The sequence below is a fragment of the Sphingomonas astragali genome, from assembly GCF_051400615.1.
GTDB lineage: Bacteria > Pseudomonadota > Alphaproteobacteria > Sphingomonadales > Sphingomonadaceae > Sphingomonas.
In genome coordinates this window covers 1,348,127-1,373,292 of record NZ_JBLFFH010000001.1, presented here as the reverse complement: position 1 = coordinate 1,373,292, position 25,166 = coordinate 1,348,127, and the positions used below count along the sequence as shown (strand labels likewise).

At 68.9% G+C, this 25,166-nt stretch carries 24 protein-coding genes; 19 read left to right on the top strand and 5 right to left on the bottom strand.

Features of this window, described 5'->3' with window-relative positions:
* The first annotated feature begins 38 nt into the window (after window positions 1–38).
* The 17 genes from ACMGER_RS06740 to ACMGER_RS06660 all read left to right on the top strand — a co-directional run bounded on the left by ACMGER_RS06740 (window position 39) and on the right by ACMGER_RS06660 (window position 17,580).
* Window positions 39–263 (top strand): hypothetical protein, encoded by a 225-nt coding sequence (locus tag ACMGER_RS06740; protein ID WP_436811320.1) that lies wholly within the window; start codon window positions 39–41, stop codon window positions 261–263.
* Between the two features lie 225 nt (window positions 264–488).
* Entirely contained in the window at window positions 489–1,880 is a 1,392-nt protein-coding gene (locus ACMGER_RS06735) for an exopolysaccharide biosynthesis polyprenyl glycosylphosphotransferase (protein WP_436811319.1), read from the top strand.
* An 87-nt stretch (window positions 1,881–1,967) separates the two neighbouring features.
* On the top strand, window positions 1,968–2,156 hold the full coding sequence (locus tag ACMGER_RS06730) for a hypothetical protein (protein ID WP_436811318.1): 189 nt from the start codon (window positions 1,968–1,970) through the stop codon (window positions 2,154–2,156).
* A gap of 281 nt (window positions 2,157–2,437) precedes the next feature.
* Entirely contained in the window at window positions 2,438–3,622 is a 1,185-nt protein-coding gene (locus ACMGER_RS06725) for an outer membrane beta-barrel protein (protein ID WP_436811317.1), read from the top strand.
* Window positions 3,623–3,625: 3 nt separating this feature from the next.
* Window positions 3,626–4,504, top strand: coding sequence for a polysaccharide biosynthesis/export family protein (locus tag ACMGER_RS06720; protein WP_436811316.1), 879 nt, complete (start codon window positions 3,626–3,628; stop codon window positions 4,502–4,504).
* 44 nt (window positions 4,505–4,548) lie between these two features.
* The gene (locus tag ACMGER_RS06715; protein WP_436811315.1) at window positions 4,549–5,880 is read left to right on the top strand and encodes an nSTAND1 domain-containing NTPase; all 1,332 of its coding nucleotides are present in this window, start codon (window positions 4,549–4,551) and stop codon (window positions 5,878–5,880) included.
* Window positions 5,877–7,238 (top strand): GNVR domain-containing protein, encoded by a 1,362-nt coding sequence (locus ACMGER_RS06710; protein ID WP_436811314.1) that lies wholly within the window; start codon window positions 5,877–5,879, stop codon window positions 7,236–7,238. Before ACMGER_RS06715 ends, ACMGER_RS06710 begins: the two co-directional genes overlap by 4 nt.
* The gene (locus ACMGER_RS06705; protein WP_436811313.1) at window positions 7,235–7,990 is read left to right on the top strand and encodes a P-loop NTPase family protein; all 756 of its coding nucleotides are present in this window, start codon (window positions 7,235–7,237) and stop codon (window positions 7,988–7,990) included. Before ACMGER_RS06710 ends, ACMGER_RS06705 begins: the two co-directional genes overlap by 4 nt.
* 29 nt (window positions 7,991–8,019) lie before the next feature.
* Window positions 8,020–8,844: a WecB/TagA/CpsF family glycosyltransferase gene (locus ACMGER_RS06700; protein ID WP_436811312.1), complete on the top strand. Its 825-nt coding sequence runs from the start codon at window positions 8,020–8,022 to the stop codon at window positions 8,842–8,844.
* Window positions 8,837–10,120 carry a lipopolysaccharide biosynthesis protein gene (locus tag ACMGER_RS06695; RefSeq protein ID WP_436811311.1) on the top strand — a complete coding sequence of 428 codons (1,284 nt, stop codon included), beginning with the start codon at window positions 8,837–8,839 and terminating at the stop codon, window positions 10,118–10,120. The genes ACMGER_RS06700 and ACMGER_RS06695 overlap by 8 nt, the downstream gene beginning before the upstream one ends.
* Entirely contained in the window at window positions 10,117–11,520 is a 1,404-nt protein-coding gene (locus ACMGER_RS06690; protein WP_436811310.1) for an O-antigen ligase family protein, read from the top strand. Before ACMGER_RS06695 ends, ACMGER_RS06690 begins: the two co-directional genes overlap by 4 nt.
* Window positions 11,517–12,446 carry a glycosyltransferase family 2 protein gene (locus tag ACMGER_RS06685; RefSeq protein WP_436811309.1) on the top strand — a complete coding sequence of 310 codons (930 nt, stop codon included), beginning with the start codon at window positions 11,517–11,519 and terminating at the stop codon, window positions 12,444–12,446. The genes ACMGER_RS06690 and ACMGER_RS06685 overlap by 4 nt, the downstream gene beginning before the upstream one ends.
* A complete protein-coding gene (locus ACMGER_RS06680; RefSeq protein ID WP_436811308.1) occupies window positions 12,443–13,381 on the top strand; it encodes a glycosyltransferase family 2 protein in 939 nt (312 codons plus the stop codon). The genes ACMGER_RS06685 and ACMGER_RS06680 overlap by 4 nt, the downstream gene beginning before the upstream one ends.
* Window positions 13,381–14,343, top strand: a complete 963-nt coding sequence (locus tag ACMGER_RS06675; RefSeq protein WP_436811307.1) for a glycosyltransferase family 2 protein — start codon at window positions 13,381–13,383, stop codon at window positions 14,341–14,343. The genes ACMGER_RS06680 and ACMGER_RS06675 overlap by 1 nt, the downstream gene beginning before the upstream one ends.
* Entirely contained in the window at window positions 14,340–15,503 is a 1,164-nt protein-coding gene (locus tag ACMGER_RS06670) for an endo-1,4-beta-xylanase (RefSeq protein WP_436811306.1), read from the top strand. Before ACMGER_RS06675 ends, ACMGER_RS06670 begins: the two co-directional genes overlap by 4 nt.
* The gene (locus ACMGER_RS06665; RefSeq protein ID WP_436811305.1) at window positions 15,500–16,588 is read left to right on the top strand and encodes an acyltransferase family protein; all 1,089 of its coding nucleotides are present in this window, start codon (window positions 15,500–15,502) and stop codon (window positions 16,586–16,588) included. Before ACMGER_RS06670 ends, ACMGER_RS06665 begins: the two co-directional genes overlap by 4 nt.
* 2 nt (window positions 16,589–16,590) lie before the next feature.
* Window positions 16,591–17,580: a glycosyltransferase family 2 protein gene (locus ACMGER_RS06660; protein WP_436811304.1), complete on the top strand. Its 990-nt coding sequence runs from the start codon at window positions 16,591–16,593 to the stop codon at window positions 17,578–17,580.
* Here ACMGER_RS06660 and ACMGER_RS06655 read toward each other — a convergent pair.
* The 4 genes from ACMGER_RS06655 to ACMGER_RS06640 form a co-directional block, all read right to left on the bottom strand.
* On the bottom strand, window positions 17,523–18,920 hold the full coding sequence (locus ACMGER_RS06655) for a family 16 glycosylhydrolase (protein ID WP_436811303.1): 1,398 nt from the start codon (window positions 18,918–18,920) through the stop codon (window positions 17,523–17,525). The two genes, ACMGER_RS06660 and ACMGER_RS06655, sit on opposite strands and share 58 nt — an antisense overlap.
* Window positions 18,921–19,072: 152 nt before the next feature.
* The gene (locus tag ACMGER_RS06650; protein ID WP_436811302.1) at window positions 19,073–20,416 is read right to left on the bottom strand and encodes a UDP-glucose dehydrogenase family protein; all 1,344 of its coding nucleotides are present in this window, start codon (window positions 20,414–20,416) and stop codon (window positions 19,073–19,075) included.
* A 38-nt stretch (window positions 20,417–20,454) separates the two neighbouring features.
* A complete protein-coding gene (galU, locus tag ACMGER_RS06645) occupies window positions 20,455–21,351 on the bottom strand; it encodes a UTP--glucose-1-phosphate uridylyltransferase GalU (protein ID WP_436811301.1) in 897 nt (298 codons plus the stop codon).
* A gap of 122 nt (window positions 21,352–21,473) precedes the next feature.
* Complete coding sequence (locus tag ACMGER_RS06640) at window positions 21,474–22,349, bottom strand: LysR substrate-binding domain-containing protein (RefSeq protein WP_436811300.1); 876 nt, start codon at window positions 22,347–22,349, stop codon at window positions 21,474–21,476.
* 100 nt (window positions 22,350–22,449) lie between these two features.
* Between ACMGER_RS06640 and bla the strand changes: the two genes are divergently transcribed.
* The gene (gene bla / locus ACMGER_RS06635) at window positions 22,450–23,358 is read left to right on the top strand and encodes a class A beta-lactamase (protein WP_436811299.1); all 909 of its coding nucleotides are present in this window, start codon (window positions 22,450–22,452) and stop codon (window positions 23,356–23,358) included.
* A gap of 132 nt (window positions 23,359–23,490) precedes the next feature.
* On the opposite strand, the gene hemA is transcribed toward bla, so the two are convergent.
* Window positions 23,491–24,735, bottom strand: coding sequence for a 5-aminolevulinate synthase (hemA, locus tag ACMGER_RS06630; RefSeq protein ID WP_436811298.1), 1,245 nt, complete (start codon window positions 24,733–24,735; stop codon window positions 23,491–23,493).
* A gap of 195 nt (window positions 24,736–24,930) precedes the next feature.
* Between hemA and ACMGER_RS06625 the strand changes: the two genes are divergently transcribed.
* Window positions 24,931–25,110 (top strand): hypothetical protein, encoded by a 180-nt coding sequence (locus ACMGER_RS06625; RefSeq protein ID WP_436811297.1) that lies wholly within the window; start codon window positions 24,931–24,933, stop codon window positions 25,108–25,110.
* The last annotated feature ends 56 nt before the right edge of the window (window positions 25,111–25,166 follow it).

Sequence of the window (25,166 nt, the reverse complement as noted above, 5' to 3'; positions counted from 1 at the left end):
GAGGCCAGAAGCCAACGGCCCAACGTGGATAGGACGGGATGTCTGGAGACCTGGGCGAGCCGAACCGTTCGCCGAAAGCGCAAGCGGCCCCGCTGCACGAGGCGGGTGAGGCGTATCGCCCCGACCACGGCGGCCATGAGCCGCAGATTCCGCCCTTCCCGGTCGACGAGGCCGATCGCCTGATCGAGCTCGGCTCGCGCTGGGCCGGACCGCTGGCCTTCGTCCTCGCGCTCGGCGGACTCGCCTGGTTCCTGGTCGGCTGAGCTGATCGGTAGACCCGCAACGGCTGCCGTCGGCGTCAGCCGGCTTTCGACGAATCCCTCTCCAGGCACAGGTCGTCCCAAATCGGCGTGATCCTGCCGGGGTATGGCTTGCACCGAAACGGATGCTGTGTCCTGCTGCGCCGCAGCACGGTTGCGCGCGGATTACATTGCGGGCGGCCGGGCGATCCCAAGGGGTCTGTTTGCGTCAATAACAATAGGTGTCGCATGTCAAAGATTGACCTGGCGATCCAAGGATATCCAAGTCGTCCCTCGATAGGGTCGACCGCCCGGCGCAGCGCCAAGGTCTGGCTGTGCCTGGTGCTGATCGGTGCCGATGCGCTCGCGCTGCTGGTCGGCTTCGCGATGGGCCTACAGGTCGAGCAGCCCGGCAGCGTGTCCGGCCATGCCTGGACCTCGCTCCTCGGCGGGATGGTCATATATGCCGGCGTCGCCTTCCAGAACCAGGCTTATAATCCGCGCTGCCTGACCAGCCCGATCGCGAGCTGCCGTCAGGCATTGCTGTCGTTCGCGGCAACGATGCTGATCTTCCTGCTGGTGGTGTTCTCGCTCAAGGTGACCGGCCAGCTGCCGCGATTCGCGCTGTCGATCGGGATGATCTCCACAGTGGTGGTGCTGATCAGTCAGCGCCTCCTCATCTGCCACATCGTCCGCCGGACCTGCGGCGACAAGCTCCAGGCCGAGCTAGTGATCGTCGACGGCGGCGCGGTGCCCGACGAATGCCTGGGCAGCGACATCATCGACGCCGGCACCGCGGCGCTGCGCTCCGACCTCGACGATCCCTATATGCTGAACCGCCTGGGCACGATCCTGAGGCACTATGACCGGGTGGTGATCAGCTGCACGCCGGATCGCAAGACCGAATGGGCGCAGGTGCTGAAGGGCGCCAACATCCTCGGCGAGATCATCGTGCCCGAGATGGGCGAGCTCGCGCCGCTCGCGGTCCACGACCTCAATGGCGTGCCGACGGTCGTGGTGTCGCGCGGCCCGCTCAACCTCGCCAATCGCGCCAAGAAGCGCGCGCTCGACATCGCGCTCACCGTGCCGGTGCTGATCGCGCTGCTGCCGGCGATGATCGCGGTGGCGATCCTGATCAAGCTCGACTCGCCCGGCCCGGTCTTCTTCCGCCAGGAGCGGATGGGCCGCGGCAATCGCATCTTCCACATCCTCAAGTTCCGCTCGATGCGCGTCGAGACCAGCGATTCGGACGGCACCCAGTCGACCCGGCGCGACGACGACCGCATCACCCGTGTCGGCCGCTTCATCCGCAAGACCAGCATCGACGAGCTGCCGCAGCTCATCAACGTGCTGCTGGGCGACATGAGTCTGGTCGGCCCGCGCCCCCATGCGCTCGGCTCCAAGGCCGGGGACGAGCTGTTCTGGCGCGTCGACCGGCAGTACTGGCACCGTCACGCGCTGAAGCCCGGCATCACCGGCCTCGCCCAGATTCGCGGCTTCCGCGGCGCGACCGAGCATCGCAACGACATCCTCAACCGGCTCAAGGCCGACCTCGAATATCTCCACGGCTGGAGCCTGCTGCGCGATGTCAGCATCCTGGCGCGCACGGCGCAGGTGCTCGTCCACCGGAACGCCTATTGATTTGATTGCCGGCGGCTCGCGAGCCGTCAACAAGAAAGCGTTAACGATTTTCGTTCAGAGGCGGCCGCGACAAAGAGGATTGGCGCGGTGGAGCATCTGACGAAGACGAGGGAAGCGGCCCGGCTTCCGCACACGGATCGATGGACGACGCAGCCGCTTCCATTTGACGCCGCGGATTCCGCCTTGGAACGGGCGATCCAGGCGGTGTCCCGCTGGGCCGGCATCCTTGCTTTCGCAGGTGCGCTCGGCACGATCCTCTTCTGGCTGATGCGCTGATCTCTTCTCTCTTCCGGGTGAATCGGTCCCTCGGAGCTCATCCCTTTCCGGCTGCTCCGGCCGGATTAACCAATAAGCCGTGCTGGCAGCGCGACCAGTTGCAGCACGCCCAGTGGGCAGGGCAGCCCTAACGCTATAGCATGACCTGCATTGCTGCACTGCAATGAGGTCTAGAGCGCGTGCCTTGCTCTGGCGACATGAGTATAAGTCGCAAATCTTTCGCAGTTGCGAAAGGTAACGGGAAAGCTCAGCCATGTATCGCTGCTGCACTGCAGCGAACATTGCTGCTGTCGGCTGGTCTGGCGCTCGGCGCCGGATTCGGATCGTCGGCCCGTGCCCAATCGCAGCCACGGATTCAGGATGCCGCCGCCGACACCAAGCCGGCGGCGAAGCCTCCCTTGCGCGTCGAGGCGTCGCTGGAGGCGGCCTATGACGACAACATCTATCGCGTCGACGATCGCACCACCGATCCGACCGACGACATCATCGTCACGCCGACCGTCCAGGTCACCTACGACCGCGACATCGGCGTCCGCCGGCTGACGCTGCGCGGCCTTGCCGGCTATGACTGGTTCACGTCGAACGGCGGGCGCAGCAAGCCGCGGTTCGAGATCGAGGGGAGCGGCCGCTTCCTGATCGCCGGAACCTGCGCGGTCAGCCCGCTCGCCAATTATCGCCAGCAGCGCGCCGACTATGGCGACCTCAACGCCGCGACCGAGAACCTCCAGAAATTCTCGACGCTGGGGGTCTCCGCCGATTGCAGGCGGCCGGGCCTCTATCCCGTGGTCGCCTGGCAACGCGACACCACGCGCAACGCCGATGGTTTCGAATATGCCGACCAGACCAGCAACCGCTATCGCGCCGGCGTCGGCTACGATCGCCCGAGCCTCGGGTCGATCACCGCCTATTACGAGCATGTCACCGCCAACCGGCCCGCGCTGGCGCTGGAGAACCGCAGCGACGCGGTCGGCGTCTCCTTCGAACGGTCGGTGTCGCCGCTGACGTCGATCAACGCCGACGTGCGCTACATGCGCGTCGACAGCACCTCGGATGCCGTGGGCGAATACAACGGCCTCGGCTGGGACCTCAGCGTCGCGACCACCGCGATCCCGCGCGTCAAGATCACCGCGACCAACGAACGCACGATCGTCAACGACAGCCTGATCGCGACCGGCTTCGCCATCCGCACCGCCTTCCGCCTGCAGGCCGACGTGAGCCTCAGCGAACTGACCACGATCGGCGCGTACGGGGAGTTCGCGCGCCGCGATTTCCGGCAGGACGCGGCGATCCGCCCGTTCAGCTACACCCGCGACCAGGTCCGCCAGTACGGCGTCGTCGCCCGGCGCAAGCTCACCGACCGGTTCGCGCTCGAAGCGTCGGTCTCCCGCTTCGACCGCGAAACCAACAGCGATGTTTCCAACTACGGCGCCACCCGCGTGACGCTCGGCATAACGATGAGGTCTTGAACGATGAGGATCATCTCCTGGTCGAAGGCCAAGCTCGTGCACTGCATGGCCTCGCTCGCAATGCTGGCCGCTGCCGCTCCGGCAGCGGCACAGACGCCCGCTGAAGTCGCCCAGGCTCCCGCACAGGCGACGCAGGCGGCGGCGCCTGCTGCTGCCGCCACCCCGCCCGCTCCCGCCGCCGCGGCCGGCCCCGGCTACAAGCTCGGCCCCGACGACGAGCTCAAGATCAGCATCTACGGCCAGCCCGACCTGTCGGTCACCACCCGCGTCAAGGCGGACGGCACCGTGCGCCTGGCGATGCTCGGCTCGGTGCCGGCAGCGGGCAAGACCACGGTGCAGCTCGCCGAGGCGATCTCGGCCGGCTACAGCCAGGGCGGCTATCTCAACAACCCGCAGGTGGCCGTCGAGGTCTCGCAGTTCGTCAGCAACTTCGTGACCGTGCTCGGCAACGTGCCGCAGGCGGGCAACTACCCGCTCGATCGCTCCTACTCCGTCGCGGCGATGCTGGCGAAGGCGGGCGGCTCCACCGCCACCGGCGCCAACGCGGTGATCCTGACGCCGGCAGACGGCAGCGGTCCGGTCCGCATCTCGCTCGCCGACATGAGCGCCGGCGCGGGCCGTATGCTCAAGCCCGGCGACATCCTGTTCGTGCCGCCGGCCGAGAAGGTCTACGTCTACGGCCAGGTCCAGCAGCCCGGCGCGTTCAACTACGTGCCCGGCCAGACCTTCCGCCAGGCGCTGGCATTGGCCGGCGGCCCGACTCTCGCGGGCTCGACCCGCCGCATCAAGGTGCGCCGCGCCGGAAAGGAGATCGAGGACATCAGCCTCGACGATCCGGTGCAGCCAGAGGACGTCCTGATCATCCGCGAAAAGCTGTTCTGACGACGTTCCGGCGCCGCGTCCGGCGCCGATTTGGAGGTGCGCGCATGAGCTGGAGCAAGCGATTGCAGCTATGGCTTCGGACATTGGTGGGCGGCGGTGCGGGCAGCGCCCGGCGCATCCCCGAAGCCGTCGACTATCCCCCGTTGCCGCTGCCGGAGGCGCCGGGGCCCCGGTTGTCGATGGCCGTGCAGCCGGCGGCGCCGAAGATCGCCTTCCGCCGCAACGCGGTGTTCACGGCGTTCAACACGGCGGTGCCGGTCACCGACCGCCACGGCCTCGCCGGCCGTCAGCGCGAGCTGGCACGGCTGGTCGACGCCGTCGTCAACCAGCACAAGCACGCGCTGATCTTCGGCGCGCGCGGATCGGGCAAGACCTCGCTCGCGCGCGTGTTCGGCGATCTCGCCGACGAGGCGGGCTGCGTCGCGCTCTACGGTTCGGCCGACGCCGAAGCCGACATCGACGCGCTGTTCCGCCCCTTCCTCGCCGAGCTGCCGCTGCGTGGTGGGGCGGCCGCTCAGCCGCCGTTGGACGTGCAGCAGCTCGGCAACCTGTTCGTCCAGAGCCTCACGCAACGGGCGGTCCTGATCATCGACGAGTTCGACCGCGTCGCGTCCGACCGCACCAAGCAGGACGTCGCCGCGCTGCTCAAGCTGCTGTCCGACATCCAGGCGCCGGTGCAGATCGTGCTGGTCGGTATCGCCGCCAACGTCGACGGGCTGATCGCCGCGCATCCGTCGCTGCGCCGTCATCTCTATGCCCAGCCGACGCCGCCGATCGAGCGCGACGACCTCGCCGGCCTGCTCGAGCTGTGCGCCAGGCAGGCCGGGATCGCCTTCGAGGAGCAGGCGACGCAGACGATCGCTTCCGCCGCAATCGGCTCGCCCTATCACGCGCGGCTGTTCGGGATGCACGCGGCGCTGGTCGCGGAGGCGGCGGACCATGAGGTGGTCACGCTCGCCGACGCGCGTCGCGGCCTCACCGACGCGGTCGCCGAATGGAGCGAGCTCACCCCCGGCCCGCACGCGCTGTTCGAGCGCGCGCTGGCCGAGGCGGGCACGCTGCGCGGGGTCGTCGCGCTGGCCGGCGTGCTGGCGGCGCATTCGCCCGCGCTCAGCTTCGAGCGGCTGACCGCGGCCGCCGCCGATCTGTTCGGCGACCAGCTGAGCCGTCCGGAATCGATCGACCGCACGATCGGCCTGATCGGGCCGGCGCTGCGCGAGACGCCGGTCGCCGGCGAGTTCCAGTTCGAAGATTCGCTCGCGCCCCAATTCCTCGTGCTGATGGCGAACGGCACCGGCCGGATGACCGCCATGCCCGCTCACACGAGCGACAGCAGCCGGGCGCGCGAGCTTCTGCAGGGAGTGGCAGGGCTATGACCGTCAGGGCAGCCGATCTCGTCGAAGCGCTGAAGGCGCGGTGGAAGCCGGTCGCGGCGATCACGCTCGCCATATTCCTGGCGGTCGCCGCGGGCGCGCTGATGATGCCGCGGCAGTATCTCGGCACCTCCTCGCTGCTGCTCGATCTGTCGCAGACCGATCCGACCGACAGTGAGCAGCAGCCGGGCGCCCGGGTCGAGGTCGACTCGATCCTGGCGACCCAGGTCGACCTGATCCGCAGCGCCAAGGTGACCAACGAGGTGGCGCAGCGCGCCGGCTTCGTCGACGCGACGCCGGCCGACCTGCCGCCTGCGGCGCGGCTGCAGCAGGCGGCCGCGCGCGTGCGTGGCGGGCTCAACGTCACCACCGGACGGCAGAGCAACGTGCTGCAGATCCAGTTCCTCGACCCGGACCCTGAGGTCGCCGCCCGCGTCGCCAACCTTGCCGCCGAGATCTACATGCGGGAGCAGGTCGGCTTGCGCGCCGCCGCGGCCAAGGGCCTTGCCGAATGGTTCGAGGCGCGCACCGCCGATGTGCGCCGCCGCTACGAGCTTGCGCAGAAGCGTCTCTCCGACTTCCAGCGCGCGCATGACATCATCGGCGTCAACCGCATGGACTTGGAGGCGGAGAAGCTCAAGAACCTCTCCGCTTACCTCACCCAGGCGCAGGCGGATGCCGCCACCGCCCATTCCAAGTCGGGATCGGGCGGCGTGTCCGACGTCCAGACCACGCTGGTCGTACAGAACATCGAGGAGGCGGTCGCCACCGCCTCGGCCAAGGTCGCGCAGCTCGCCAAGACGCTGGGGCCCAACCACCCGCAGATGGTCGCCGCCAGGGCCGAGCTCGCCGAGCTCCAGCAGCGCCTCGCCGCCGCACGCGCCAACCAGACCACGGCGATGACCGCGAACAGCAACGCCGCCAGCCGGCGCGAGGCCGAGCTGCGCGCGGAGATGACGCGGCAGGAGGATCGGATGATCCGCATGTCGGGCGTGCAGGACCAGCTGATGGTCATGCAGCGCGACGTCGAGGCGGCGCGCCAGACCTACGACACCGTCCGCCAGCGCTTCAACGAGGCGGCGCTCAAGAGCCAGATCTCGCAGCCCAACGCGACCATGCTCGACCGCGCGAGCGTGCCGCTGCTGCCGGCGCGGCCGAACATACCTCTGTTCCTGGTCGCCGGCCTCGCGCTCGGGCTGCTTGCCGGCGTCGCGGCGATCGTGCTGAGCGAGATCCTGCGCCCGCGCGTGCGCACGGCCGGCGGCCTCGCCGCCGCTACCGAGGTCGAGGTCATCACCGATCTCTCCCCCAAGGCCAGCTCGCCCGAGGGCTGGTTCGTTCCCCGACAGGAGGCTGCATGAGACTGCGTTCCACCGCGGGCGCCGGCCCGCTGCTCGCCGAGACCGCGCCGCGACCGCCCGCGGGCGGAGAGGAAGGCGCCGGCTCCGCCAGCCTGCCGCTGTTGGAACCGGGCGACACGCGCGTCGACCCGCTGCTCACCGCGGCGTTCGACCCCGACGATCCCTATGTCGCCAAGGTCCGCAAGGTACGCGCCAAGCTGCTCTCCACCGCGCGCGAATCGGGCGGGATCGAAGGCCGGCTGAAGCTTGCGCTGCTCTCGCTCCAGGGCGGCGATGAGGCGCCGATCCTCGCCGCCAACCTCGCCACGGTGATGGCGCAGATGGACGGGCCGACCATGCTGGTCGACGCCGACATCGAACGGCCCTCGCTCGACCGGCTGCTCAGGCTCCCCAACCAGATCGGCCTCGCCGAGCAGCTCGCCGGCATGGCGCTGCGGCTGCCGCTGATGCCGACCGCGATCGAGCGGCTGTGGCTGATGTCGGCCGGCCAGGCGGCCAGCGGCAACGCCACGCTGGTCGAGCGCGGCGCCTTCGCCGAGGTGGCGGACCGTTGGAACCTGCCCGCGGCCAATCTGCTCGTCTACCTGGCCGAGCGGCCGCGCGGGACTACCGCGTTCGGCAACATCCTCGAGAAGTTCGACGCGGTGGCGCTGGTCGCGCGACGCGGGATCACGCCGCTCTCGGAGATCCGGCGCGCGATCGACGACCTCGACCGCCACCGCGTGCCGATCGCCGGCTCGGTGATGAGCTGACCCATTTTCGACATCTCGAGGGCAAGGGGATGAGCACGGTGCAAGGATATGCGACGCCGCTGGACTGGGCCGGCCATGACGGTGACGAGACCGGCGATGGCAGGCACGAGACGGTGCGGATCGGCGGCGTGCCGGTGTCGACGCTGTCGCTCCAGGCGCTGATCGACCGGATGCTGCGGGAAGCGCCGCGGCGCGTCGGCGCGGGGATGCCGCCGCTGCTGGTGTTCGACTGCAACGGGCACGGCCTGTCGCTCAACGACAGCGATCCTGCCTTCCGCGCCGACCTCGCGCAGGCGGACCTCATCCACGCCGACGGGCAGGTGATCGTCGCCGCCTCGCGCTGGTTCGCGCCGACGCCGATCGCCGACCGGTCGAGCACCACCGACATGTTCATCGACAGTCTGCCCGCCGCCGCCGCCCGCAAGGTCCGCTATTATCTGCTCGGCGGCACCGAGGAGGTGAACGCCGGATGCGCCGAGCGCATCACCGCGATGGCGCCGGGCCTGGAGCTCGCCGGCCGCCGCAACGGCTATTGGAAGCCCGAGGAAGAGGCCGAGGTGATCGAGGCGATCAACGCGGCCGCGCCCGACGTGCTGTGGGTCGGCACCGGCAAGCCGCGCGAGCAGGCCTTCTGCGTGCGCAACAGGAATCGCCTGCGCGCCGGCTGGATCGTCACCTGCGGCGGGCTGTTCAACTACGTCACCGGCGACTATCCGCGCGCCCCGCAGTGGATGCAGGACGCCGGGCTCGAATGGCTCCACCGCATGGCGACCAACCCGCGCCATCTCGCCTGGCGTTATCTCACCACCAATCCCCATGCGCTGTGGCTGATCTGGAAGCATCGCCATGGCTGATGCCCAGGCCATCGCCAGCACCCCGACCAAGACGCCGCTGCGCGCGACGCTGGCGCGGTTCGGGCTGGCGAGCATGTCCTCGGCCTTCGTCTCGGCGAGCCATCTGCTCGTCCAGCTCGTCTCGGTGCGCCGGCTGTCGGCGACCGAGGTGGGCACGCTTGCCTTCCTGCTGGTGATCATCCAGCTCGGCTACGGCCTGTCCAACGCGCTGGTCTCGACCCCCTATGCGATCGCGGTCAACCAGCGGTCGGAGGAGGAAGGCGACCATGGCTACTTCTTCCCGCTCAACCTGCTGCTGTCGCTGGCGCAGGGACTGATCTGCGCCGGCATCGGCTGGGTGATGGCGGGGCCGCTCGCCGCCGCCGCGTTCGGGGCGGCGGGCGTCGTCTCGCTGCTGCGCTGGTTCGGCCGCGCCACCTCCTATGCCCACCACCGGCCGGCGACCGCCGCCTTCTCCGACTTCGTCTATGCGGGGCTGGTCACCGCCGGCGTCGCCGGGACGCTCGCCTTCGGCCCCCGGCTCGAGCTGTTCGGCGCGGTGCTGGCGATCGCCGGCCTCGTCGGCCTCGCGCCGTTCGGCCTGCGCTTCCTCGCCCGCCACCGCCCGCTCGGCCTCGTGCGCGCATTCGGCGATTATCGCGAGGTCTGGAAGCGCCAGTCGGCCTGGACGCTGATCGGCGTGATCACCACCGAGGCGACCTCCAACGCCCACAGCTATGCGGTGACCGCGCTCGCCGGCCCGGCCGCCTTCGCGCCGATCGCGGTGGGCGCGCTGTTCTTCCGTCCGGTCAACGTCTGCATCACCGCGCTCACCCAGCTCGAGCGGCCGCGGATGGCGCGCGCGGTCGCGCATGGCGACGAGCGCGCGGCACGGCGCTCCTCCCAGGCTTTCACCGCTGCGCTCGCCGCGGTGTGGCTCGCCACTTCGATCACCGCCGCAGTGATCCTCTGGTTCTTCCCGCACATCCTGATCCGCCCGACGCTGTCGGTCACCACGGTGACGATCGCCGCCGCGCTCTCCTCGCTGCTGACCCTCGTGCAGTGCCTGCAATCGCCGATGAGCGTGCTGACCCAGGCACGTGGCGCCTTCCGTCCGCTGGCGGCGACCAGCGTGCGCAGCTGCCTGGTCGGCATCGCCGCCGTGCTGCTGCTGACCTTCACCGTGCCGCCGGTCTACACCGTTGCGGGCGTGGTGCTGTCGCAGCTGGTGATGATGCTCGGCATCCTCCGGCTGGAGCGCCGCCTGCGCCCCGCCGCAGCGGAGGCCGCGCAATGAGCCTGCGCGCCACCTGGCACCGCCGCGCGGCGGTGCACGCCGCGGCGCCCTCGCGGATCGCGCGCACCGCCGCCGCCGCGAACGCAGCCGGGGAAGGCGCGACGCTGCCGATCGCGCAGGCGGTCTATTTCGTCTTCCTGATGTTGATCTTCATCGGGCAGCAGCCCTTCTCGCCGCGCACCCAGGAGCAGCTGGTGGCGGCGGCCGCCAACAGCGACGGCTCGGACCTGTTCAAGCAGGCCTTCTTCATCGGCTTCGCGCTGCTGCTCACCGGGATCGAGCTGTTCCGACGGCACGATATCCACTACCGCTTCACCTTCTGGCCGCTCGTCGTGATGCTCGCCTGGTTCCTGCTCTCGTGCAGCTGGGGCGTCGATCCGTTCGTCTCGTTCAAGCGCGTGATGCAGCAGGCGATCGTGATCTACATCACCTTCCTCTCGCTGGCGCTGCTCGGGCCCCAGCGGCTCTACGAGACGCTGCGCGCGGCGCTGATCGTCTCGCTCCTCATCTGCTGGATCTCGCTGCCGCTCACCCCCAACGCGGTCCACCCGCCGACCGAGAGCGACAAGGCGCTGGTCGGCGCCTGGCGCGGCTTCTTCTTCCACAAGAACATCGCCGGCGCGGTGATGGCGCTCACCTTCGTGGTCTGCGCCCAGGCCTTCTTCTCGACGCGCAAATGGTCGTTCGCGGTGCTGAGCGTGCTGGCGCTGGTGTTCGTGATCGGCACCAAGAGCAAGACGTCGACCGCGCTGTGCTTGGTCATCCTGCTGGCGAGCTCGATCTACCGCCTGCTGAGCGGCTCGATCTCGAAACGCGCGGTGCTGCTGCTGCTGGTCGGCGCGGGGATGGTCACCTTCCTCGGGCTCTACATCGCCTTCCAGCCGACGATCGAGCGGCTGTTCGCCGATCCCACCTCCTTCACCGGACGCGTCTCGATCTGGAAGGTCGACTTCGACTATCTCGCCGATCACCCCTATCTCGGCGCCGGTTTCGGCGGCTTCTGGCAGGTCGGCGAGCTGTCGCCGTCGCGTCAGTACATCAATCAGCAGTTCCACCTGTTCACCGCCCACTCGCACAACGGCTATCTCGAGATCCTGGTCACCACCGGCCCGGTCGGCCTGGTGCTGCTGCTGCTCTCGTTCGTGGCGATGCCGGCCTATTGGTTCCTGACCGGCGCGACCCGCAACAACGTGCTGCTGCTGTCGACGGCCTTCGGGATCTGGAGCTTCGTGCTCTACCAGAACCTGCTCGAGACCTCCTTCTTCGACAAGGACCGACAGGTCTGGATCATCTTCCTGTCGGCGATCGCGGTCGCACACGCCTCGTTCAAGTCGGTGGAGCGTCCGCGCTGGCGCCGCCATTCCCGCCCCGCCCACTCTGTCGCCGGAGCCGCCGCATGACCGACGTCGCGATCTGCGTCGCCACCCGCAAGCGCCCCCAGGGCCTGACGCGCACGCTCCGCTCGCTGGCGGCGCTTGAGACCACGCGTGCGGTCGCGGTGGTCGTCGCCGACAATGACGGCGAGGGCCGCGAGGGCATCGCCGCGGCGGAGGCGCTGAGGGCCGAGGGCTATCGCTGGCCGCTCCATCTGCTGACGGTGGCGGAACCCGGCATTCCCCAGGCGCGCAACGCGCTGGTCGCGGCGGCACTGGCGCTGCCGGGCGTCCGCTTCGTCGCGATGCTCGACGACGACGAGGCGGCGGAGCCCGGCTGGCTGGAGGCGATGCTCGCCTGCCAGGCGACGACCGGCGCCGACGTGGTCGGCGGCGCGGTGCTGCGCGAGCTGGAGGGCGAGGTCGCGCCCTGGGCGAAGGCACATCCGCTGCTCCAGCCCAAGTCGCGCGGCGCTTCCGGCCCCGTCCCGCTGGTCGACAGCACCGCCAACGTCCTCATCGCCGCCGATGCGCTGCGGTCGATCGGTGACCGGCCGTTCAACGAGCAGATGGCGCTCACCGGCGGGTCGGACAAGCAGCTCTTCACCCGGATGCAGCGCGCCGGCGCCCGCTTCGCCTGGGCCGAGGAGGCGCGCGTCACCGAGCTCATCCCGGCGAGCCGCATCACCTCCAAGTGGCTGCTGATGCGCGGCTACCGCATCGGCATGACCGACATGCTGATCGAGATTTTCCATTCGAGCCGGCTCAAGGCCGCCGCCGCCGAGGCGCCGCGCATCGCCGGCGGCGTGGTGGTGGGCGGGATCGGCGCCGCGCTGACGCTCGACCGCGGCAAGCGCATCGTCCGGCTCGGTCAGGTCTATCGCGCCGCCGGCAAGATCGCGGCGCTCACCGGCCATCGCTACGAGGAGTACAGCAAGGTGCACGGCGCATGATGCACGACCCGATCCAGCCCACCTTCGAGCCAACCTTCTCGGTGGTGATCCCGCTCTACAATCGCGCGGCCATCGTCGGAAAGACGATCCGGTCGGTGCTCGACCAGGACTATCAGGACTTCGAGATCATCGTCGTCGACGACGGATCGAAGGACGATCCCGCCCCGGTGATCGCCGCGTTCGGCGACCCGCGCATCCGCTACATCCGCCAGGCCAATGCCGGCGGCGGCGCGGCGCGTAACCGCGGTATCGAGGAGGCGCGGGGCCGCTACGTCGCCTTCCTCGATTCGGACGACCAGTTCCTGCCCGGCAAGCTCTCGATCATGGCGGCCGCGCTGCCGCACGACGAGCTGACCGTCCTCTATTCGCAGATGAAGGTCGACCGCGGCGTCGACCGCTACTGGGTCCGTCCCGACCGCGGCATCCGCGAGGACGAGGACGTCGGCGAATATCTGTTCTGCGCCAATCAGTTCATGCAGACGTCGACGCTGGTGGTGCCCGCCGTCCTCGCCAAGCGCGTGCGCTTCGACCCGGCGCTCAAAAAGGGCCAGGACCTCGACTTCAGCGTCCGCCTCCAGGTCGAGGGCGCGCGCTTCCGCATGATCGAGCAGCCGCTGACGATCTGGCTCGACGCGACCGAGATGGGGCGCACCTCCTACGTCCGCGGCTACGAGACCTCGCTCGACTGGCTCGACCGCTGCGGCCATCTGCTCACCAAGCGGGCCCGGCACGGCTATCGCGCGACGGTGCTCGCCTACCACATGGCGCCGATCCGCCCGCTCGCGACGATCCGCGAACTGGTGCGGGGGCTGCTGTTCGGCGGAGTGCCGCCGCGCATCCTCGCCCGGCAGCTGCTGCGCTCCTACCTCCCCAAGTCGCTTTACCGAACGCTCGTCAACCAGTTCGTCCACCGCTTCGGCCAGGCGGGCAAGTGATGGCGCGTGCCGCTCGCCCCCTGGGACCGGCCGAGGTGGAGGAACCGCCGCTCTTCTCGGTCGTCGTGCCGACCTACAACCGCCGCGCGACCGTGATCGAGGCGGTGGAATCGGCGCTCGCCCAGACCGTCCGCGACATCGAGGTGATCGTCGTCGACGACGGATCGAACGACGGCACGCCCGAGGCCCTCGCCGCGATCCGCGATCCGCGGCTTACCGTCATCGTCCAGGACAATGCCGGCGCCACCGCCGCGCGCAACCGCGGCGTCGCCGAGGCGCGCGGGCGCTATGTCGCCTTCCTCGATTCGGACGACCGTTTCCTGCCCGATCACCTCGCCGACCTGCTGCCGCTGCTGGCGCAGGGCGACGACGTCGTCGCCTACAGCCGCGTGATCGTCGACCGCGGCTCGGGCCGCCGCTTCCTCAAGCCCTACCGCGAGATCCGCCTCGGCGAGAGCGTCGACCGCTATCTGATGTGCGACCGCGGCTTCATCCAGACGAGCAGCCTCGCCCTCCCGCGCGGGCTCGCCAGGATGGTGCGCTACCGCGAGGACGTCGGCTTCGGCGACGACACCGACTTCGCCGTGCGCCTCTCGCTCCATGGCGCGCGTTTCCTGATGGCCTCCCGCGCGACCGTGCTGTGGGCCGACCGGCACACCGACAACCGGCTGTCGCAGGTGCGCTCGAACATCGGCAACCTGACCTGGCTCAAGGACCTGCGCCCGCACATCTCGGCGCGTGCCTATTCGGCGTACATGGGCTGGCACGCCGCCAAGAGCGTGTGGCCGACCAGCCGGCGCACGGCGCTGCGCTATTATCTCGGCGCGCTCCGCCACGGCGCCTTCCGCCCGCACGTCGCCGCGATCGTGCTGCTCCAGATCGTCATCCCCGACAACCTCTATCGCCGCACCGCCGATCGATGGATCGCCTTCGTCAGCCGTTTCAAGGGCTATCGGATATGAGGCGCCGCGCGGTCATCGCCGGTCTCGCCGCCGCGACGGCGCTGCCGCTCGCCACCAGCGCGGTGCGGTCGGTGCCGCCGATGCCCGATACCAGCGGCCCGGGCCTCGACGCGCGGGCGCGGCGGAGCGGCCGGCATTTCGGTTGCGCGATCAAGTCGAGCCAGCTCGCGAAGGATCCCCCCTTCATCGCCGCGGTGCTGCGCGAGGCGGGGATGATCGTCCCCGAATATGAGCTGAAGCGCCATGTGACCCAGGCCAAGCCGGGCCGCTACGACTTCAGTGGTGCCGATCGACTCGCCGACTTCGCCAGGGCGCACGACCTGGCGATGCGCGGGCATACTCTGGTCTGGTACGCGTTCAATCCGCCGTGGCTCGAAGCGGCGCTGGCGCAGGCCGAAGGGCCGGCGCGCGAAGCGCTGCTGACCGGCTATATCGATACCGCGATGCACCGCTACGCCGGACGGATCGGCGAGTGGGACGTGGTCAACGAGGCGGTCGAACCCAAGGAAGGCCGCCCGGACGGGATGCGCGCCAAGAACCCATGGGCGCAGGCGTTCGGCGAGCGCTATATCGACATCGCCTTCCACGCCGCGCGCGAGGCCGATCCCGACGCCCGGCTGTTCCTCAACGATTTCGGCCTGGAGCATGATTCCGCCCGGTGCGCGGCGCGGCGCGGCGCGATCCTCAAGCTGCTCGAGCGCCTGCTCGCCCGCGGCGTGCCGGTCGATGCGCTCGGCATCCAGGGGCACCTCAAGCCGTTCCGCGAGGGTTTCTCGGAAAAGGTCTTCGCCGATTTCCTCGCCGAAGTGCGCGGCATGGACCTCGGAATCGCTATCACCGAGTTCGACATCGCCGACCGCGGCGGCCCGGGCCGAGTCGACCTGCGTGACGCCGACGTCGCCGCGGTCGGTCGCGCTTTCCTCGATGTCGCGCTCGATAACCGAGCGGTCGGGCCGGTGCTGAGCTGGGGCCTGTCGGATCGTTATTCCTGGCTGTCGACCTATCCCGAATACCGCTGGCCGGACGGACAGTTCTCGCGCGGGCTGCCGCTCGACGCCGATCTCAACCGCAAGCGGCTCTGGGCGGCGATTGCGGCCGCCTTTGACAAGGCGCCGACCCGCGCCGCGCAATCACGACGAGCAGAGGGAGGGTGGGCATGAGGATCGCGCCGTTGACCGGTCTTCGCGGGATCGCCGCGGTGGCGGTGCTGCTCTATCACATCCCGCATCACGCCGCCTTCGCCGCCTTCGCGATGCCGCTGTTCTCGCGCGGCTATCTGTGCGTCGACCTGTTCTTCGTGCTGAGCGGCTTCGTCATCTCGCTCGGCTATTATGAGCGCGTGGTGAAGCGGATGGGATGGCCGAGCTACGGCGATTTCCTCGTCAACCGCATGGCGCGCGTGTGGCCGCTCCATTTCGTCGTGGCGCTGGTGTTCATCCTGCGCGTCCTGATCAACGTCTCGGGCGAGCAGCCGGTCGCGCTCACCCCGGCCAACGTCGTCTCCAACCTCCTGATGGTGCAGAGCTGGGGCTGGGGCACGCAGGCGTTCGCCGGCAACAGCTGGTCGGTCAGCACCGAGCTGGTCGCCTATCTCGCCTATCCGCTGATCGCGCTGATCGCCTTCTCGCGCCTCGCTTGGTTGCAGGCGGCGGGGTCGGTCGCGCTGCTGGTGCTGGTGGCGACGCTCGGACACGGCTCGCGCGGGCCGCTCGACGTCAACGACGCCGATTCGATCCTGCCGGTGCTGCGCTGCGTCGCGGGCTTCTCGCTCGGCGTGCTCGCCTATCGCATCGCGCAGCAGCCGTGGTGCGAGCGGCTGCTGGGCGGCGAGCGCGGGTTCGTCATCGCCTGCGCCGCGATCTTCGCCGCCTTCCTGATCCCCGGCGGCGACGTGATCGTCGCGATCAGCTTCCCGCTGCTGGTGATCGCCGGCTACTATGATGGCCGCCTCGCCCGTGCGACGCTGGCCAATCCGGTGTCGTTCCACCTCGGCCTCATCAGCTATTCGATCTACCTCTGGCATCCGCTGGTCCGCGACGTGTTCGCGCGCGGCATGGGGCTAGCCCACCGGCACGGCTTCGTCGGCTGGGACTGGGCGTTCCTGATCGTCACGCTGGTCGCGACCTGGCTCGTCTGCTGGGCGAGCTATCTGCTGATCGAGGTGCCCGGCCACCGCGCCGTCAAGCGGCTGGAGCAGCGCCTGGTGCGGCCGCGCCCGGTGCTCCAGCAAACCCCCGCCGAGTGACGATGAGCGCGCCGAGCACCGTCATCGCCATCCCCACCTTCCGCCGGCCGGAGCGGCTGCGCCACCTGCTCGACGCGCTGGCGCGCCTCAAGGGGCTGGACGATGCGATGCTGCTCGTCGCCGACAACGACGATGCCGGCCGTGAAGGCGTCGCGGTCGCGGGCGCTGCCGCGGCGAACGGCTTTCCCGCCCCGATCGCGATCATCGCCGTGCCGGAGCCGGGGCTGGCGCATGTCCGCAACGCCATCGTCGAGCAGGCGCTGCGCTATCCCGCGATGCGCCGGCTGGCGATGATCGACGACGACGAATGGCCCGGCCCCGAATGGCTCGCCCAGCTGACCCTGGTCCAGCGGAACACCGGCGCCGGCGTCGTCGCCGGGCCGGTCGAGCCGAGATTCGTCGAAGACGCTCCCGGCTGGGCGATGCAGACACTGGTGTTCCGCCCCGAGCAGCGCCGCGAGGGGCTGACCGATATGCTCTATGCCGCCAACAACCTGCTGGTCGAGCGGCGGGCGTTGGAAGCCATCGATCAGCCGTGGTTCGATCCCGCCTTCAACCTCAGCGGCGGCGAGGACATGGATTTCCTGACCCGCCTCCGGACGGCGGGCGTCACCTTTGCCTGGGCGCCGTCGGCGGTGGTTTACGAATCCGTCGGGCCGGAACGCGCGCGCAAGAGTTGGGTGCTCAGGCGCATGTGGCGGATCGGGATCACCGATATCATGGCCGCGCGCAAGCGTCGGGCCGGGGCGCTGGGAAGGCTCACGCTCGCCGCACGTTCGTTCGCCCTGCTGGGGCTACGCACGCTGCTTCTCCCGACGATGGCCTGGCAGCGGGAGCGCCGGCTCGACATCGCCGGCCAATGGGTAAAGGCGCTCGGACGTCTCTATGCACTGGCGGGTGGGAGCGACGCGATCTACGCCGCTCCCGCGAAAGCTCACGACGCCCAGGCGCGGAAGCTCCTGACCACCATGTCGCCCGAGCCGTCGTCATAGGGGCTGGTTGTCTTCACCGCTACATCCATGATCGGATAGAAGCGGAAGCCCTTGAACGGGTTGACGCTCTGATAGGTCTCTACCCCGTCGACGAACCAGGTGATGTAATCGGGCTGGATGTCGACCGCATAGCTGTGGAACCCTTGCGAGAAGCCCGACAGCCCATAGGCCTGCTCCGCCTGGATCACCGAGCCGCGCTGGAACGACCGCACGGCATTGGCACCGCCATGGATCGTCGAGGAGATATGGCGGTCGAAGTCCCAGTAGCTCTGGTAGCCGAACCCTTCGAAGACGTCGATCTCGGGCGGCCAGCCCGAGGTTGAGATCAGCCAGAACGCCGGCCAGGAGCCGCGCCGGCTGGGCATCTTCGCCACCCATTCGTACTGGCCGTAGCCGATCTGGGTGGACGGCGTGTTGTGGCCGCTGAGCACCACCGATCCATAGTTGTAGGCGACGCCGTTGTAGGTGATCGGCTCCTTCAGCACCTGGGTGTGCATCACCAATCCCTCGTCGGTGTAGCGCAGCGGCGCCTCGATGTTCCTGTCCCGATAGACCCACCCGTCGAGGTACATGCCGGTCTCGCCATTGGCCGGCTGCGCGCGCCCGTTGGGGAGCTGGGTCGACCAGGCGCCGGCATGGCCCGCGTCCGACCACCACATCTTCTCATAGGTCATCTCATATTGCAGCGTGCCGGTTGCGCTGAACGTTCGCGGCGCGCGGAAGCCGGTGGTGGCCGCCGCCGTCGCCGGGCTCGAGGAATCGGCCGTCACGGTCGCCGATGCGGTGCCCTGGTCGGCACCCCACGGCGCCTCCCGCAGCTTCACCGAGAATTGCTGGCCGTCGCTCGCCGACAGGATCGGCACGGTGATCGTCTGGCGCTGCGGATCGCCGGGACGGAACACCACCACGGTGTCGACCGTGCTGTAGTTGGTGCCCGCGACCGCCTTGGTCTCGCCCGATCCGTCGACGGTTGTGACGCGCGCGATCACCGTGTTGGGCGTCGGCCGGTCGAGCGTGACCGGCACGTTGGCCACGCTCGCACCCGGCTGGAACACCGCCGGCCCGAGCGACAGCGTCGCCTTGTCGGGCAATCTGGTGCCGTTCGCGAAGTCGAAATCGGCGAAGGCGTTGGCATTGGTAGTGGTCGCCGATAATGTCGTCGCCGACACCGAGGCGGTCGGCTGGGTCGTGGCAACCGGTGTCACCGGCTCGTTAATGACGACCAGACCTTCGGTCTCGGTCGCAGCAGTCGTCGTGGTCGAATCGCCGTCGCCCGAGCATCCGCCGAGCGCGCAAAGAGAGAGTGTGCTCGCAAGCGAGCACAGGACGTAGCTCCGCATGTTAGATCCCCCGCTGCTGGCGGATCGGTCGAGTCCGCCCGCGAGGGATGTAACCGTTTAACGGTTAATATTTTACAAAATTTTACAATTTTGCGGTGAGTAGTTTCGTTACGGCCACCATCTGTGTAACAATCTGATGGCAGTGGCCGCGGTCACTCCGCGGCCACGCTGAGCTCCTCCGCGATCGGCTGCATCGCCCGGCCGATGCCGGTGTAGGTGAAGCCGGCGGCGGTCACCGCTTCCGGCCGATAGATGTTGCGCAGGTCGACGAGCACGTCGCCCGCCATCTCACCGCGCAGCTTCTGGAGGTCGAGCGCGCGGAACGCGTCCCATTCGGTCACGATCACGAGCGCCACCGCATCCTTCGCCGCCTCATAGGGCGAGTTGGCGAACTCGACCGTGGGCAGCATCGGCCGCGCCGCGGCCATGCCCTCGGGATCGAAGGCGCAAACCTGCGCACCGCCGTCCTCCAGCGCCTGGATGACGGCGAGTGAGGGCGCGTCGCGCATGTCGTCGGTGTTGGGCTTGAAGGTGAGGCCGAGCACCGCGACCTTGCGCCCGCGCACCGATCCGCCGCAGGCGGCGATCACCTTGCGTCCCATCGCGCGCTTGCGCGTGTCGTTGACCGCGACCGTGGCCTCGATCAGCCGGATCGGCGTGCCGGCGTCCTCGGCCGTCTTGACCAGCGCCAGCGTATCCTTGGGGAAGCACGAGCCGCCATAGCCCGGGCCCGCGTGGAGGAACTTGGACCCGATGCGGTTGTCGAGCCCGATGCCGCGCGCCACCTCCTGCACGTCGCCGCCGACCTGCTCGCACAGGTCCGCCATCTCGTTGATGAAGGTGATCTTCATCGCCAGGAAGGCGTTGGCGGCGTATTTGATCAGCTCGCTCGTCCGCCGGCCGGTGAACAGGATCGGCGAATGGTTGAGGTAGAGCGGGCGATAGACCTCTTCCATCACCGGCCGCGCGCGATCGTCCTCGATGCCGATAACGATGCGATCGGGGCGCTTGAAGTCCTGGATCGCCGCGCCCTCGCGCAGGAATTCGGGATTGGAGGCGACGGCGACCTCGGCATCGGGATTATGCTCGCGCAGGATGCGCTCGACCTCGTCGCCGGTGCCGACCGGCACGGTCGACTTGGTCACCACCACGGTGAAGCCGCGGAGCGACGGCGCCATCTCGGCGGCCGCGGCATAGACATAGGACAGATCGGCATGGCCATCGCCGCGCCGCGCCGGCGTGCCGACCGCGATGAACACCACGTCGGCCTGCTGCACCGGCTCCGCCAGCTCGATGGAGAAGGACAAGCGGCCCGCCGCGACGTTGCGCTCTACCAGCTCGTCGAGGCCCGGCTCATAGATCGGGATCTCCCCCGCCTTGAGCCGCGCGACCTTGCCCGCGTCCTTGTCGACGCAGACCACCTGATGTCCGAAATCCGCCAGGCAGGCGCCCGACACCAGGCCGACGTAACCCGACCCGATCATCACGATCCGCATCGTGAGTCTCCTTGATGACAGTGAAAATTACGCCGAGATCACGCCGCGCGGCGCGGCTCGACCCGTGCTTCGAGAAGCTCGTTCATGATCAGCTCGACATCGTCCGCCATCTCCTCGCGCGACAACGCCATCGCCAGATTGGCATGGAGGAAGCCGATCTTGTCGCCGCAATCATAGCGCGTGCCGGCGAAGGTCAGGCCATGGAACGCCTGCTCGCCGATCATCCGCGCCATCGCGTCGGTGAGCTGGATCTCGCCGCCCGCGCCCTTCTCCTGACCGGAGAGGATCGTCATCACCTCGGGCTGGAGGATGTAGCGGCCGATCACCGACAGATTGGACGGCGCGGTGCCGGGCGCAGGCTTCTCGACCAGACCCTTCACCTCCGTAAGCGGGCCGTCGGCCGCGCCCGGCGTGATGATGCCGTAGCGGTGCGTGTGCTCGTCGGGCACGACCTCGGCGCAGATCACGTTGCCGCCGACGCGGTTGTAGGCGTCGATCATCTGCTTGAGGCAGCCGGGTTTGCCGACCATGAAATCGTCGGCGAGCAGCACCGCGAACGGCTCGTCACCGACCACGTCGCGCGCGCACCACACCGCATGGCCGAGTCCCAGCGGCTCCTGCTGGCGGACATAGGTGACCGCGCCCGGCCGCAGCCGCGTCGGCCCCAGGATGTCGAGCGACTTGCCCCGCCCGCTCATCGTCGCCTCGAGCTCGAAGGCGATGTCGAAGTGGTCCTCGATCGCCGCCTTGCCGCGGCCGGTGACGAAGACCATCTGCTCGATCCCCGCCTCGAGCGCCTCCTCGACCGCGTACTGGATCAGCGGCCGATCGACGATCGGCAGCATCTCCTTGGGGATCGCCTTGGTGGCTGGAAGGAAGCGGGTGCCGAGGCCACCCACCGGAAACACCGCCTTACGAACCGGTCTTGCACTCATAACGGATACCTCCCGTCGCTGCATCGCAGCATAAACTCACCGGCATGACGTCGCAATTTCGCTTCGCCGTCCGGACGGCACCGATGATCCGTATTCTCCGTGGAAATGTCTGAAACCGCGACTCACTCCGTCGGACGGACCGACGTGAGCAGCCAATCGCGGAACGCCCGCATCGCCAGGTCTGGCGCACGGGCCTTGAGCCGCGTCAGCCAATAGCGCCCGGTCTCCACCTCCAGCGCGAACGGCCGCACCAGATCGCCGCGGTCGAGCGCCGGTCCGAACATCGCCGCCGGCAGCAGCGCCACGCCGCTGCCCGCCGTCGCCGCGGCGGCGATCGTCACGGACGAGTCGAACACCGGACCATGCAGCGCCGGACACGGCACGCCGGCCGCATCGAACCAGCGCGACCACTCGTCGGGCCGGTAGGAACGCAGCAGCACCTCCCCCGCGAGATCCTCCGTCCGCGCGATTCGCCCCGCCACCGCCGGCGCACAGAGCGGCGTCAGCGGCGCCGTCAGCAACGGATCGGCCTCGACGCCGTGCCAGGCGCCGTCGCCGAAGCGGATCGCGTAATCGAGTCCCTCCCCCGCCAGGTCGACGCGATTGTTGTTGGTCCGGACGCGCAGGTCGACGAAAGGGTGCGCGGCGTTGAACTCGGCGAGGCGCGGCAGCAGCCAGCCGGTCGCGAAGGTGCCGACCACACCCACCGTCAGCACCTCGCGCAGCCGGCCGCCGGCATAGCGGTCGAGCAGCGCCGAGATGCGGTCGAAGCTCTCGGCCAGCACCGGCACCAGCGCCGCGCCTTCGTCGGTGAGCGCGAGCCCGCGCGGCAGGCGATGAAACAGCTGCACCCCCAGCACATCCTCCAGCCGATTGACCTGGTGGCTGACCGCCGCCTGACTGACGCACAGTTCCAGTCCGGCGCGCGTGAGGCTGAGATGCCGCGCCGCCGCTTCGAAGGCGCGCAGGGCGTTGAGCGGCAGCTGGGCGCGATCCATATGAGACCCCAATTTTCCGAGTGGCTCGGTCCAGTTATGATCGTTTGTGCGCGTGCCGGCCAGCCCGCATTCTCGGCCCATCGACATAGGAGCGAAGACGATGGACCGACGCCGGATGCTGTTGGGAATGGGCGGCCTCGCCGCGATCGCGCTGATCGACGTGGAGCTGGCACAGGCGCAGGAAACCGATGATTTCGGCGGCACCGCCTTCGCCGATGCGATCCGCCACGTCGAAGCGCGGAGCGGCGGCCGGCTCGGCGTCGCGCTGCTCGACCTGCAGACGGGGCAGCGGTTCGCGCATCGCGGCGGCGAACGTTTCCCGATGTGCAGCACCTTCAAATTTCTCTTATGCGGAGCAGTGCTCCACGCTGCCGATGCCGGCCGGCTGCGGATGGGCCGTACGGTGACGGTGCAGCGCGCCGACATCGTCAGCCACTCGCCGGTCGTCGAACGGCGTGTCGGCGACGCAATGACGCTCGCCGAGCTCTGCCACGCGACGATGACGGAGAGCGACAACGGCGCCGCCAACCTGCTGCTGCCGCTGGTCGGCGGCCCCGCCGGCGTGACGCGCTTCGCCCGCACGCTCGGCGACAAGGTAACCCGGCTCGATCGCTACGAGCCGATCCTCAACGAGGCCGCGCCCGGCGATCCGCGCGATACGACCAGCCCACAGGCGATGCTGCATTCGCTCCGCACGCTGACGCTCGGCCGCTCGCTCACCCCCGCCTCGCGCCGGACGCTGACCGGCTGGATGCTGGCGAACCGCACCGGCGACGCGCGCCTGCGTGCCGGTGTGCCACGCGGCTGGCGCGTCGCCGACAAGACCGGCGCGGGCGCGCACGGGACCAACAACGACATCGGCCTGCTCTGGCCTACCGGGCGGCGGCCGATCCTGGTGACATCCTATCTGAACGGTAGCACTGCGGACGATGACGCTCTCTCCGCCACTCACGCCGCAGTGGCCCGGGCAATCGCCACAGCGGTCGGAGGAAGCGCAATCGCCGCTTAAGGCGAAATTGACCGGGTCGCTTTCCTGACCTTATCGTATCCCGGCGAAGCCGGGATCCGGTGCGGCTTAAGGGCTGCAATCGTCTGAGATCCCGGCTCTCGCCGGGATGACGGTTGCCTGCCGTGCCGGCGTCTAAGCCGCCAGCCGAAGCTCCACCCGCCCCCAGATCTCGACCAGCGCGTCGACCAGCTCGCGCATCATCGCGGCGTCGTGCGTCGGACCGGGGGTGAAGCGCAGCCGCTCGGTCCCCCGCGGCACGGTCGGATAGTTGATCGGCTGGACATACACCCCGTACTCGGCGAGCAGGATGTCGCTGATCCGCTTGGCCTTGACCGGGTCGCCGACCATCAGCGGCACGATATGCGTGACCGAGTTCATCACCGGCAGCCCGGCCTCGGCCATCATCGCCTTCAATTCGGCGGCGGCGGCCTGCTGCCCCTCGCGCTCGACGCTCGAGTCCTTGAGGTGGCGCACGCTCGCCAGCGCACCCGCCACCAGCACCGGCGACAGCGAGGTGGTGAAGATGAAGCCCGGCGCATAGCTCCTGATCACGTCGACGATCGTGCGGTCGGCGGCGATATAGCCGCCCATCACGCCGAACGCCTTGCCGAGCGTGCCCTCGATGATCGTCAGGCGGTCCGCCACCGAGTCGCGCTCGGAGATGCCGCCGCCGTGCGAGCCGTACATGCCCACGGCATGGACCTCGTCGAGATAGGTCAGCGCGTTGTAGCGGTCGGCGAGGTCGCAGATCGCGGCGATCGGCGCGATGTCGCCGTCCATCGAATAGACGCTCTCGAACGCGATCAGCTTGGGCGCCTCGGGATCGTCGGCGGCGAGCAGCTCCTCGAGATGCGCGACATCGTTGTGCCGCCACACCCGCTTCTCGCAGCCCGAGTTGCGGATGCCCGCGATCATCGAGGCGTGATTGAGCTCGTCCGAATAGATGATGCAGCCCGGCAGCACCTTGGCCAGCGTCGACAGCGTCGCCTCGTTCGAGACATAGCCCGAGGTGAACAGCAGCGCCGCCTCCTTGCCGTGCAGGTCGGCGAGCTCGGCCTCGAGGTCGACGTGATAATGGGTGTTGCCGCCGATGTTGCGCGTGCCGCCGGCGCCGGCGCCGACGTCGTGCAGCGCCTCCTCCATCGCCGCGATCACCTTGGGATGCTGGCCCATCGCGAGATAGTCGTTGGAGCACCACACGGTGATCGGCTTGGGCCCGTTGTGCCCGGCGAAGCAGCGCGCGTTGGGGAACATGCCCTTGTTGCGCAGGATGTCGATGAACACCCGGTAGCGCCCCTCGGCATGGAGCCGGTCGATCGCCTGCGTGAAGACCCGCGAGTAATCGACCTTGCGGGCGCCCAGTTTCTCGTCGTTCATGGCAGGCCCCTCTACCGCAGCCGGCGCATCGGGACCAGCGGACATTTTGCCCAAGGCGGCCTGCTCCAGATCAAGACCTTTTCCACAGTTTGTGGTAGGTTATCCACACCGCGACAAACCGAGTCGAGTCGCGCGGACGGTCCCCGCGACAAGCATACGGCTGTCTCTTCCCATGGTCGCGATGGGAGTGGAAGCATGATGAACGGATTGGATCTGGCCTACTACCGCCGCCGTGAAGCGCAGGAGCGCGCAGTCGCGGAGAGCTGTGGCGACACGATGACGCGCCGGCTGCATCTCGAACTTGCCGATCGCTATGCCCAACTGGCTCGGCTGATGGTCCCCAACGACCCACCTGCGCCACCGGCGGCCGCCTGACGCTTCGTCCTGGAGCGAGGTTGACACGCTCCTGCGAGGCAGGAGCCCTGCACAGA